Annotated in this window: 8 protein-coding genes and 1 pseudogene; 3 read left to right on the top strand and 6 right to left on the bottom strand. The window is 65.2% G+C overall.

Annotation, left to right across the window (positions count from 1 at the left end):
- Positions 1 to 14 precede the first annotated feature (14 nt).
- Positions 15 to 491, top strand: coding sequence for a winged helix-turn-helix transcriptional regulator (locus LWC34_RS48560; RefSeq protein ID WP_233732671.1), 477 nt, complete (start codon positions 15 to 17; stop codon positions 489 to 491).
- On the top strand, positions 488 to 961 hold the full coding sequence (locus LWC34_RS48555; RefSeq protein WP_233732669.1) for a PaaI family thioesterase: 474 nt from the start codon (positions 488 to 490) through the stop codon (positions 959 to 961). The genes LWC34_RS48560 and LWC34_RS48555 overlap by 4 nt, the downstream gene beginning before the upstream one ends.
- 48 nt (positions 962 to 1,009) lie before the next feature.
- Here LWC34_RS48555 and LWC34_RS48550 read toward each other — a convergent pair whose 3' ends face one another.
- The 6 genes and pseudogenes from LWC34_RS48550 to LWC34_RS48525 all read right to left on the bottom strand — a co-directional run bounded on the left by LWC34_RS48550 (position 1,010) and on the right by LWC34_RS48525 (position 10,631).
- A complete protein-coding gene (locus tag LWC34_RS48550; protein ID WP_233732666.1) occupies positions 1,010 to 2,944 on the bottom strand; it encodes a glycosyl hydrolase family 18 protein in 1,935 nt (644 codons plus the stop codon).
- A 521-nt stretch (positions 2,945 to 3,465) separates the two neighbouring features.
- On the bottom strand, positions 3,466 to 5,253 hold the full coding sequence (gene ggt / locus LWC34_RS48545) for a gamma-glutamyltransferase (protein WP_372496804.1): 1,788 nt from the start codon (positions 5,251 to 5,253) through the stop codon (positions 3,466 to 3,468).
- Between the two features lie 58 nt (positions 5,254 to 5,311).
- Positions 5,312 to 6,655 (bottom strand): aminobutyraldehyde dehydrogenase, encoded by a 1,344-nt coding sequence (locus LWC34_RS48540; protein ID WP_233732663.1) that lies wholly within the window; start codon positions 6,653 to 6,655, stop codon positions 5,312 to 5,314.
- Positions 6,652 to 8,266 (bottom strand): annotated as a pseudogene (locus LWC34_RS48535) (thiamine pyrophosphate-binding protein). Before LWC34_RS48535 ends, LWC34_RS48540 begins: the two are co-directional and overlap by 4 nt.
- A complete protein-coding gene (gene speB, locus LWC34_RS48530; protein ID WP_233732661.1) occupies positions 8,263 to 9,201 on the bottom strand; it encodes an agmatinase in 939 nt (312 codons plus the stop codon). The pseudogene LWC34_RS48535 and the gene speB overlap by 4 nt, the downstream one beginning before the upstream one ends.
- Positions 9,198 to 10,631, bottom strand: coding sequence for a sodium:solute symporter family protein (locus LWC34_RS48525; RefSeq protein WP_233732658.1), 1,434 nt, complete (start codon positions 10,629 to 10,631; stop codon positions 9,198 to 9,200). Before LWC34_RS48525 ends, speB begins: the two co-directional genes overlap by 4 nt.
- A gap of 124 nt (positions 10,632 to 10,755) precedes the next feature.
- On the opposite strand from LWC34_RS48525, the gene LWC34_RS48520 reads away from it, so the two are divergent.
- Complete coding sequence (locus tag LWC34_RS48520) at positions 10,756 to 12,270, top strand: PucR family transcriptional regulator (RefSeq protein WP_233732655.1); 1,515 nt, start codon at positions 10,756 to 10,758, stop codon at positions 12,268 to 12,270.
- Positions 12,271 to 12,340: the final 70 nt, after the last annotated feature.

The following is a 12,340-nucleotide window of genomic DNA, read 5'->3' as shown; positions in this document are numbered from 1 at the left end:
GTGAGGAGCGTCCCGTGCTACGTCAGGACTGGTCGAAGCACCCGTGCCCGATCGCGCGTTCGCTGGATGTGGTCGGCGACCCGTGGGTCATGCTCGTGCTGCGCGAGGCGCTGCTTGGCGCGACGAGGTTCGAGCAGTTCCGCGAGCGTCTCCAGGTCGCCGACAACGTGCTCGCCCGCAGGCTCGCACAGATGGTCGAAGCGGGACTGCTTCGCCGCGCGCCGTATCGCGGTAAGCAGCGGATGCACGAGGAGTACGTGATCACCGACGCGGGCGCGGACTTGCTGCCGTCACTCGACGCTCTGGCGCGTTGGGGCGAGAAGTACACGAAGGCGCCCGCGCGCCATATCGAGATGTCCATCCTGCACCGGTCAGCTGATCACCTGAGCAGCTCGCCGACCGTGTGCAGCACTTGCGGCGAACCGCTGACGTCAGCGGACCGGGTCTATCAGCGACGGTGGGCCACCGCCGCACAAGGGGAGCGATCATGAGCGTCCGGACTCGTACTTATCGCTGGGAAGAGCCAGGCTTTCCGGCTGACCTGACCGGCTTGGAGATCATGCGCGGCCTGCTCGCCGGAACGATCCCGCCACCGCCAATGGTCCAGACGCTTGGCCTCGATCTGATCGAAGTCGAACCGGGCCGAGTCGTCTTCGGCGTCAAACCGGCCGAGTACATGTACAACGGCTCTGGCATCGTCCACGGTGGATTCATCGCGTCCATGATGGACACCGCGACCGGTAGCGCGTTGCATACAAAATTGGATGTAGGGATCGGTTATACGTCGCTCGATCTGTCGGTCAAGTTCCTCAGCGCCATCTCGGAGCGCACCGATGCGATCCGATGCACCGGGACACTGACCCACCACGGCCGACGGATTGCTTTGGCCGAGGCGCGCATAACGGATGGCAGCGACCGTCTACTCGCGACCGCGACAAGCAGCCTCATGATCCTTTCGTAACGAACGCGCGTTGACCAACGGCCAACGCGCGTCCCATCAAACACGTGGTCAGCCGATGCCCTGGTGCACGGCCGTCATCAACTCACCGTTGGCCGTATCGCCGTCCATGGACCAGATCATCGCCCCGCCAAGGCCGTTGCTGGTGATCCAAGCGGTCTTCCTGGCGATTTCGGTCGGGTCGTCGTATGTCCAAAATGTGCTGCCGTTGAACAACCACGCGTGTCCGGCGTTGGCATCCCGGTACAGCTGATAGCCGCTGCCGACCAAAGGCTTGATCAGCTTGTAGTCGTTGATGCCCGCTTCGTACCGACCGGGGGCAGGTCCGGTCGCCGTCTGGTGCAGCCCGTTGTTGACGTTGGCCACGCCGGTCCAACCGCGGCTGTAGAACGGAACGCCAAGCACAATCCGGTTCGCGGGCGCGCCCCGGCTGGTCCACGCGTTCGCCGCGATCTCGATGCTGTACGGCTTCGGGCCGGGATCGCCAGCCGGAAGTCGCAGTGCGGACTGGTTGTTGGTCACCGTCTCCCAGCCGCCGTGCAGGTCGTAGCCCTGCAGGGTGATGAAGTCGAACGAAGTGAAGAGCTGGCTGACTTCGTAACCGGCGACCACCTTGTCGGGATCGGCAGGCATGAACGCGGTCAGCTCGTGGTGCTTGCCGGTGGTAGCGCCATACGCGTCGAGCTGGCGGCGCCATTCCTGGACCAGCGCCGTGAAGTTCTGCTTGTCTTCCGGGCGAACGACGTTACCGACGTTGCCCTCACTACCCGGCCATTCCCAGTCGAGGTCGATGCCGTCGAACACACCCGCGGCCGAACCCGGACCGCCCTGTGGTTCGCCGCCAATCTGCGGCAGGTTGCCCTTGATCCACATGTCGAGGCACGACGACACGTGTGCCTGCCGCGAGGCGGCCGTGAGCGCGGCATTGGAGAAGTACTTCGACCAGGTCCAGCCGCCCAGCGACAGGTTGACCTTCAGGTGCGGGTACTTGGCCTTCAACTGCTTGATCTGGTTGAGGTTGCCTGCGAGCGGCTGGTTGTACACGTCCGCCTGCCCGTTGACGGTCAGGTCCCCGGTGAACCGCCGCTGGTAGTCAGCCCACGCGTCACCCTGGCCGAGTTGGTTGGCCTGGAAGCACCGGCCCGCGGAGTCGATGTTGCCGAACGCGTAGTTGATGTGCGTCAGCTTCGCCGCCGAACCGGACGTGTCCAGGTTCTTGATGTAGTACGCGCGGTCGTAAACACCCCATTGGGTGAAGTAGCCGACTTTGCGTTTTCCGCCAGGCCCGGGGTTGCCGGTTTCCTTCGTGGTCGCGGAAACGGGTGCGCTGAGCGCGGAAACGTTGCCTGCACGGTCGCGCGCCCGTACGCGGAAGCTGTAGGTGGTCGTCGGTTGCAGACCACCGACGGTGAACGAAGTGGACGGCGAGGTGGCGACGGGCGTCGTCGAACTGCCTTGGAAAATATCGTATCCGATAACGGATACGTTGTCGGAGGACGCGTTCCAGCTCAACGGAACCGTGCTACTGGTGGTCGTGCCCGCCGCGAGGCCGGTCGGGACGGTCGGCGCCTGAGCGTCCGGCTCGCCAGACGAGCCATCGCACGGGTTACCGTTGATCGTGCAGTTCAGCGGCGTGCCGGGTCCGGCGCCGTTGAACCCGAACGATGTTGTGGCACCAGCGGCTACGCTGCCGTTGTAGCTGCGGTTGCGGAACGTGTAGTTGTCGCCGACGCGGGTCATGTCCGCTTCCCACGTCGAGCCGATGCTTGTGCCCGCAGGCAGGTCGAATTTGACGATCCAGCCGTTGAGCGGGGTGGAGTCGCCGGCGCGGACGACGACCTGGCCGGTGAATCCGGTGCCCCAGTCGGACACCTTGCTGAATGTGGCGGTGGGATTGGCGGCGGCCTGCGCGGTGCCGGAGAAGCCAGATAACGCGAGCGAACCGGCGATCAGCACAATGCCGAATCGCCGTTGTCTGACTGACATCGGTTTCTTCCTCCAGTTGGCAGGGTCGTGGCAAGGAAGACCACACATCAGTTAAAGATCCAGACCACTGATCAACTCAAGGTCTAGACCAAACTTCGTCACCTGACCGCAACCCGCGCCGACAGGAAACCGGTTCCGGCGCAACGGGTTCAGACAGCATCCGGATCTACAGGACGGCAGGGCGCCCTGGATCGCGCTACTCGTCGAGTTTGGCAGGCGCACTCTCCGGCAGCCAAAAGCAGGCGGCCAAGGGCGGCACCGACTACGGCCCGTTCTCCGACAAGGAAAACTCGCTGGCTGCTTCCAGTGTCGCTTCGAGGCGTCCTGCACAACCCGCGACTGCCGTTCCCCGGCCGGTGATCCCGATCTCGCAGTGGGCCGCCTGCCAGCAATACCGCAGCACCGACATGACCATTCACCCACGGACGCAAACCCGTCCACCGAAGACTGCGGCACGCACAAAAGAGAGCACCCCGGTCCACGACCGAGGTGCTCCACCTATCCACCAACGAAAAAGCGCCCTACCGACGGGCAGGAATCACGACCGCCGCCGAACCACCACCACGCCGAACAGTCTCGGCTGCAGCGATCCACCGGCCGTCAGGCAACCGCTCAACGCCGGTCGCCGCGCCGATTTCAGCGGGGGCACTGCTGAAGCCCTGTCCGCGAGCGATCAACGCAGCCGTCTCCGGCTGGGCGAGAAACTCCTTCTCCACCTGAGCCGACGCGGAGTTGCGCTGCGAGGCACGCGGCTCCGCGATCGCGTTCTTGAGCGTCATGCCGCGGTCCACTCGTCCGGTGATCACCTGAGCGACCGTAGTGATGATGGACGCCCCGCCCGGCGAACCAGTGGCGAAGAACGGCTTGCCGTGACGCATGACGATGGTCGGCGCCATCGACGAACGCGGCCGCTTACCCGCAGCGGGCAGGTTGGGGTCAGGAACACCAGGGAACAACGGAGCGAAGTTGAAGTCGGTCAGCTCGTTGTTGAGCAGGAAACCGCGGCCCGGCACGACGATTCCGTTGCCGCCCTCAGACTCGATGGTCAGCGTGTACGAGACAACGTTGCCCCACGCGTCCGCGGTCGTCAGGTGCGTGGTGTGCTTGCTGCCGATCTCGGCGGCAACGCCCTGACCAGTGGTCGCGCACGGTTGCGGGTTACGCGGGTCGCCAGGCGCGACGGGGCTCGTCAACGCTTTGGCCGGGTTGATCAGGCACGCGCGGGAATCGGCGAAACGCTGCGAAAGCAGTTCACGCGTCGGCACGTTGCTGAACGCGGGATCCCCGACCCAACGGTTGCGGTCCGCGAACGCCAACCGCGTCGACTCGAGGAAATAGTGCAGGTAGTCGGTCTTCGACTGCTTGCTGAGATTGGTCGACTCCAGGATGTTCAGCGCTTCGCCGACGGTCGTGCCGCCTGAGGACGGCGGCGCCATGCTGTAGATGTCCAGGCCGCGGTAGGTCGTCTTGCTCGGCTCACGCAGCGGCGCCTCGTAGCGGGCAAGGTCGGACTCGGCCAGCTTTCCTGGCCGGACCTTCAGGGTGGACGCCGGATCTTTCGGTGGCTGCTGAACCGTCTTGACGATCTCTTCGCCGATCTGCCCCCGGTACAACGACTTCAGGTTCGTGTCGGCCAGTTCCCGGTAGGTGTTGGCCATGTCGGGGTTACGGAACGTCGTGCCCACCGCCGGTGGCTGTCCGCCCGGCAGGTACAGCTCACGGGTCGACGGGAACGCGGCGAACCTGGTCGCGTTGTTGGCAATTTGGGTGCGGAACGTTTCGTCAACAACGAAACCGCTGCGGGCAAGTTGCTCCGCTGGCTTCATCACGTCGTTGAGCGACTTGCGTCCCCACAGCTGCAGCGCGCGCTGCCAGGTGCGCGGTGTGCCGGGAACGCCGACACTCAGGCCGCTGGTCATGCCTTCGGCGAACGGAATCGGCACACCATTTTCCTGAAACAGCGTTTCGGTCGCGGCCATCGGCGTTGTCTCACGACCGTCGATGGTGTGGATCTTTCCGGTTTTCGCTTCGTAGAACACGAAGAAGCCGCCGCCACCGATGCCGTTGGAGAACGGGTCGGTGACGCCTAATGCCGCCGCGGTCGCCACGGCGGCGTCGACCGCGTTGCCGCCGCGGCGCAGAACGGAAATGCCGATGGCGGTCGCGTCTGCGTCGATGCTCGCGACCGCACCGCCGTAGCCGATGGCCTCTGGCACCTTGGACCGGCTGGGACTCGCGCCCACTTCCGCGCCACTGACAAGCACAGTAGTTGTAGTCAATAACGCGACCAAGGCGGCTGACCTGCGCACGACATGACCTCCCGCAAACGATTGAGGTGGCCCACTTTGCCTCGCGCGCGTGGCGAACTCAAGCCAGCTTGGTCATCACGTGCTTGACGCGTGTGTAGTCATCAAGGCCAATCGTGGACAGATCTTTGCCGTAGCCGGATTGGCCGAAGCCGCCGTGGGGCATCTCGGAGGCAAGCGGACCATGGGTGTTCACCCAGACGCAGCCGAAGTCCAGTTCGATGCTCACACGCGCGGCCCGGCTCGCATCAGTTGTCCACACCGAGGAAGCCAGGCCTTGCGGGACGCCGTTGGCGCTGGTAATCCCCTCGTCCTCGGAAGTGAACCGCTGCACGGTCACGACCGGGGCGAAGACCTCTTCCTTGACGATCTCGTCCTGCTGGCGCAATCCGGAGATGACCGTTGGCTCAAGGAAGAAGCCGCGGTCGCCGAGCTGTTTTCCTCCACAGTGGACGACCGCGTGGCCGGGTAGCCGGTCCACCAGACCGATGGCCCGATCCAGTTGGATCGCGCTGTTGAGTGGACCGGTTGTGGCGGCTTTGGCACGGGTCATCAAAGCGTCGACCAACTCGTCATGTACGCCTGCCTGGACGAGCACCCGCGTCGCCGCAGTGCAGTCCTGACCAGCGTTGTAGAACGCGGCCGCGATGATGCCGTCAGCCGCCGAGGCCACGTCGACGTCGTCGAAGACCACCACTGGCGCGTTGCCACCGAGTTCGAGATGCGTCCGCTTCAGCGTGTCCGCCGCGGTGCGCGCTACTTCGATGCCCGCTCGGGTGGAGCCGGTGATCGACACCATCGCGGGGACTGGATGGGCGACGAGCAGCCGTCCCGTGTCCCGGTCTCCTGTGACAACGTTGACCACACCTTCGGGTAGAAATTCCGCAGCCAACTCGGCGAGCAGGACCGTGCTGCTGGGCGTGGTGTCGGCTGGTTTGAGCACAACGGTGTTACCTGCGGCGATCGCGGGCGCGATCTTCCAGACCGCCATCAGCAATGGGTAGTTCCACGGCGTAATCTGCGCGATCACGCCGACCGGCTCACGGCGCAGGCTCGACGTGTGTCCCGCCACGTACTCCCCCGCCGACGCGCCAGCCAGCGTCCGCGCCGCGCCTGCGAAGAAACGGAAGACGTCAGCGGATTGGGGGATCTCGTCGCTGAGCATCACGGCCCGGTCCTTGCCGGTTTCCCGGCATTCGACCTCAGCGAAGTCGTCCGCCCTGACCTGCAAAGCGTCGGCGATGGCAAGCAAAGCCGCTTGGCGTTCCATCGGCGTGCTGCGACGCCAGGTTGTGAACGCTTTGGCCGCGTTCCGCACCGCGGCGTCCACTTCGGACTCACGGCCGACCGGCGTCGTGCCGAAGACCTCGCCGGTCGCCGGGTTGACCAGATCCAGTGTGCTCATCGGTGCTCCAGGTGGGTCGGGGCGAACATCCGCAGCAACACAGGCAGGACGACGACACGTGGTCCCGCGGCGGCCAAGGCGTCGGCCAGGTCAGTTCGGAGCCGTTCAGGGCTTGTCTTGACGGCCGGGATGCCGAAGGACTCGGCCAGCGCGACGAAATCCGGCCTGGCCAGTTCCGTTCCGCTGGCTGCTCCGAAGGCCTCGGTCATGTATTCGCGCAGGATTCCGTAGCCGCCGTCGTCGACGATGAGCCATGTGACGTTCAGGTTGTGCTGCTTTGCCGTGGCCAGCTCGGACAAGCCGTACATCGCACCGCCGTCACCCGACACCGCGAGCACCGGGCCATCCACCACTGGGCCATCCGCAGTGGACGCCGCACCGAGTGCGGCAGGGAAGGCGTAGCCGAGACCGCCAGCGCCCTGCGCCGAATGCATCGCGCCGTCGCGCGGGTCCCAGGCCGACCATGCCCAATAGGCCAGGATCGTCATGTCCCAGAAGCTCGGGGCGTTGTCAGGCAACGCTTCGCGGACGCTGGCGAGAATGTCGCGTTCGACCGTCAAATTTTGACCGTCCAGCCGTTGCCGCACTTTTGCCAACAGTTCGGGAACGACCGCGTCCTGTTGCTCGACGAGCGGTATCAGTGCGCGCAGCGCGCCTCTCGCGTCGGCATGAATGCCCAGCGCCGAATGGTTGGATTCGAGTTTGCCCAGATCCGCTTCGATCTGAATGACCCGACCGGCCGGTCGGAAGGTGTGATAGTTGCTCGACAGCTCGCCAAGGCCGGAACCGATCACCACAAGAACGTCGGCGTCCTGGAGCACTTCGGTGGTGTGCCAGTCCTCCAGCCAGGACTGCAGCGACAACTTGTGGTGCCAGGGGAACGCACCTTTGCCGCCGAACGTGGTGACGACCGGCGCGCCGATTTTCTCCGCCAAAGTCAGCAACTCCGCCTGCGCGCCGCTGCGGAGCACTCCGCCGCCCGCCAGGATGACCGGCCGCTGCGCTTCGGCGAGCGCGCGCCGCCTCGACGATCAGCTCGGATCGTATTTCCAATACGATCGGGTCCGCCCGCAGTTCGCTGACGGCCGGAACTCCGGCAGGGCCAAGCAATACGTCCTGCGGAATCTCAACCCACACTGGGCCCGTCGGCGCGCTCGCCGCGATTCGCCACGCTTCGGCGATCGCCGACGGGATCTGCGACGCGGCCCGCACGACGCGCGTGTGTTTGACGACGTCGCGGAAACTGGCCTGTTGGTCGGGCAGTTCGTGTAGGAAACCGCGTCGCGCGCCGCCGAGACCAGCGGACGGGATCTGACTGCTGATGCCAAGAATCGGCACGCTGGACGCCGCCGCTTCTTGCAAACCCGCCAACGACTGCAACGCGCCGGGCCCCGTCGAGACGAACAGCGGCGTCACTTCGCCGGTCGTCCGCGCGTGACCGTCGGCGGCGAACGCAGCGTTGACCTCCGTGCGGCTCCCGACGTAGCGCAGTGACGATCGGTGCAGCGCGTCGAACAGTCCGAGGGCGTGCTGACCGGGAAGCCCGAAAACGGTCCGCGCACCCAACGCGGTCAAGGATTCGACAACCAGGTCTCCACCGGTCCGGCTCATTTGCCCACGCCCATCGCTAGCAGGCTGACAAGGTCGTACGCCACGTGCGACGCGGCAATGGACGTGATGTCCGCGTGGTCGTATGCAGGCGCCACCTCGACAACGTCAGCTGAAACAAGGTTCGTCCCAGCCAGACCCCGCAGGATCTCAAGCAGTTCGCGGCTCGTCATACCGCCTGCTTCAGGCGTTCCGGTGCCTGGTGCGTGCGCGGGATCGAGGACGTCGATGTCGATCGAGACGTACAACGGACGGTCGCCGATCCGCTCCCGCAGCGCGGCAACGACCTCATCCACACCCCGGCGCATTACGTCAGCTGACGTAACAATCCCGAAGCCGAGCCGTGCGTCTTCGGTCAGGTCGGCGCGACCGTAAAGCGGTCCGCGAGTGCCCACATGCGACAGTGCCGAAGTGTCGAGAATTCCTTCCTCGACAGCACGACGGAACGGCGTCCCATGTGTGTACGGCTCGCCGAAGTACGTGTCCCATGTGTCCAGGTGCGCGTCGAAGTGCAGCAGCGCGACCGGGCCGTGCTTCGATGCGATCGCTCGTAGCAAGGGCAGGGCGATCGTGTGGTCGCCGCCGATCGTCACCAGTTTCGCGCCGGTGTTCAGCAGTTCTGTTGCCTGCTCGGAGATCTCGGTGATCGCCTTGCCGATGTTGAACGGGTTGCACACGATGTCCCCGGCGTCCACGACCTGCGCGGATTCGAACGGCGAAACGTCGAGACCGGGGTGGTACGGCCGGAGCAACCGGCTTGCCTCACGGACCGCGGCGGGCGCGAACCGAGCGCCTGGCCGGTAGGAAACGCCGGTGTCGAACGGAACACCGACCACCGCGATGTCGGCCCGCTCCACTTCGTCCAGCCTGGGCAGCCGGGCGAACGTGGCGGGCCCAGCGAACCGGGGCACCTTCGAAGAGTCCACCGGACCGATCATGTTGGCACTTCCTCCTTGTCTTCGCCGTTGACGCGACGGTTCCAGTGCTCGAGTACGGCTTTGTCGGTCGGCGGCGTGAGCAGGCTGACGACCACATAGGACACGAGGCTGACGCCAAGCCCGTAGTAGACGACCTCGTTGGCCTCAAGGCCTGCGGTGATCATCACGATCACCACGGTGATCGCGCCGGTGATCATCGAAGCCAACGCGCCCTGCCGGTTGCCGCGCTTCCAGATCAGCCCACCGACAATCGTGACAAGCAAACCGCCGACCAATAGGTTGTACGCGACGGTCAGCGCGGCGATCACGCCTTCGATCAGGATCGCCAGCACGATCGCGACAATGCCGAGCACCAACGTGAAGATGCGGTTGGCGTGTACATCCTCTTTCATATCCGAAATACGTTTGGTCAGCCGCGGCCAGATATCGTTCGCCGCGACCGTCGACGACGCGATCAGCGCACCGCTCGACGTGGACATCAGCGCCGCGAGCGCGGCGGCGAGCACAAGTCCGCGAACGCCCATCGGCAGCAGGTTCTCCACGGCGGTCGCGAAAGCGTCATCGCGGCTCGGCAGATCCGGGTACAGCGCCTTGGTCGCCATGCCGATCAACGCGCCGGCGAACGCGTAGATGACGCAATACAGACCTGACGTGATTCCGCCCCAGGTCGCGACGTTCGACGACCGCGCGGTGAACACCCGCTGCCAGATATCCTGTCCGATCAGCAGGCCGAGCGTGTAGATCACCAGGTATGTGACGATGGTGTCGCCACCGATCGCGGTGAAGTCGAAGAAGCTCGCGTCGAGCCGTTCCCGCATCCCTTCGAACCCGCCCGCTTTGATCAGCGCGAACGGCAACAGCAGGAACAGGATGCCGACGGTCTTGACGATGAACTGGACGATGTCGGTCATCGAGATCGACCACATGCCGCCGAGCACCGAATACAGCACCACGATTCCGCCAGCGAGCAGGATGCTCGACCACCTGTCGAACCCGAACAGCACCTTGAAGATCGTCGATGACGCGCCAAGCGACGTGACCGTCAGCATCAACGCGTAGCCCCACATCACGACGCCGGACACCGACGCCGACGAACCCCCATATCGGATATCCAACATGTCGGAGACCGTGTACACCTTCAGCCGCTGAATGCGACGGGCGTACGCGGCGGACAACAGCAGGATGCCGAGGCCGATGGCGAGTACGAGCCACGCTCCGGAGATGCCGAACTTGTAACCAAGGCCGACGCCGCCGACCGTCGACGCGCCACCGAGCACGATCGCCGACATCGTGCCCGAGTACATCGGGCCGCCTAACCGTCGTCCGGCGACCAGGTATTCGCTCTTGGTCGTGGCCCGGCGCATGCCCCACCACCCCATCGCGACCATGCCGACCAGGTAGGCCACAATCACTGCGTTGTCGAGGGCCATGTCGATCTCCTACGCGTGGCGTTTCGTTCCGGTCACCGTAGAGAGCCAAGTCTGGTTCGGTCAGAGGTTGTTCTGCACAATCTGGCCAGCCACGATTGGATGAATCGGCCCGGGGAGGCGTGCCATGGTGCTCAGGACCATCCCGCTGCGTGCGGTCGTCAGCCGCGCGGAGTTGGGCCTCGAGGTGAAGGCCGGAAAGTCGCGGCTTGACCGCCCGATCTGCTGGGCGCACGTCAGCGAACTGCGCGATCCGGTGCCGTATCTGCTTGGCCAGGAACTGCTGCTGACCGCGGGCACGAACTTTCCCCGCACCCCGGCGGAAATCGACGCTTACGTGGAAAGCCTGATCAACGCGGGTGTCAGCGCGTTGGGCTTCGGGGTCACCCCGATATACGACGCCGTGCCCCGAGAGCTGGTCAAAGCATGCCGCGACCGTGACCTCCCGTTGCTCGCTGTTCCTGAACGAACGCCGTTCCTGGCCGTCAGCCAAGCTGTCGGTGCCGCACTAGCCGAGGTGCAGAACGCCGAGCTCCGGGTCATCGCCGACGGTCAGCGCAATTTGACCAGGGCTGCGACGAGGCCGCGGCCGACCGAGACCACGGTCCGTTCGCTGGCCACGTCGCTCACCGGCTGGGCCATGCTGCTGGATTCCGACGGCGCGGTCGTGACCAGGTCCGGTCTGGCTCCGGAGCCGACGGACGATCTGCTGTCCTTGGCCTCACGGCTGCGCGGTGGCTCAGGTCCCCGCAGCGCGAGCACACATATAGGTGTCGACCACGTGGTGCTGCACCCGGTTGACCAGTCAGCTGTGCTCGTCGTCGGACGCGGCCGCGCGTTCAGCGTCGGCGACCGCGCGGTCGTCGCCATGGCGTTGGCGATGCTCGGATTGCTGCGGCGAGAGACCGATACGTCGCGAGGGCACGCTTCCCGGCTGGCCGCCCGGTTGCTTTTGGCCGCGGGTTCGGCCGCTGAATCGACAGGTGATCATCTCGCCGCGTTGCTGGATAACCGCGTGGGGCAGGACTACCGCGTTGTGGCTGGCGTCGACGTGCGTCGCAAGCAGCGCGCCGATGTGGACAGTGACTTCACGCAGCTCGTGCAGTTGCTCGGCACTCCCCTGGTCGACCTGGCCGGTGGCAGTTTCCGTGCCATCGTTTCGGCGCGCTCGGCACCGTCGCCGACCGCGTTGGAGACGTTGCACAAGCGCGGGTGGCTCGTCGGCATGAGCGGCGTTGTCGGTGTCGCCGATTTGCGGATGGCCGAACGGGAGGCTGTCGCTTTGCGGCGGCGCGCCGCCGCGTCGGGTCATCCGATCAGCGCGGACAACGAGTCTGAAAGCGTCGCGTCGCTGATCGACCCTGCGCAAGCGCGTGCGTTCGCTCGACGGACCTTGGCGCCGCTCGCCGAAATTCGGTCGCCTGGCCCGGCGCATCTCGTGCAGACGCTTCGGGTCTGGCTGGCCAACCATGGCAGCTGGGATCGCACCGCGGCCGCCCTGGATGTGCACCGCAACAGCGTCAGGCACCGGATCGGTCAGATCGAGCGTGCCCTGCACGTGGATTTGTCCCAGGCACAGCACCGAATGGACCTCTGGTACGCCGTCAATTGGCTGCCACAGGATTGGCCCGAATCCCAGTAGGGCCTAAAGTCATCAATCCGCCGAAGTCTTCCGGCACTGTCGGTAACCACTGCGGGCGGCAAGGATCGAC

This window comes from Kibdelosporangium philippinense, assembly GCF_021390435.2.
GTDB lineage: Bacteria > Actinomycetota > Actinomycetes > Mycobacteriales > Pseudonocardiaceae > Kibdelosporangium > Kibdelosporangium philippinense.
The sequence above is the reverse complement of the archived record's forward strand: the minus strand, read 5'-3'. Positions and strand labels throughout refer to the sequence as shown.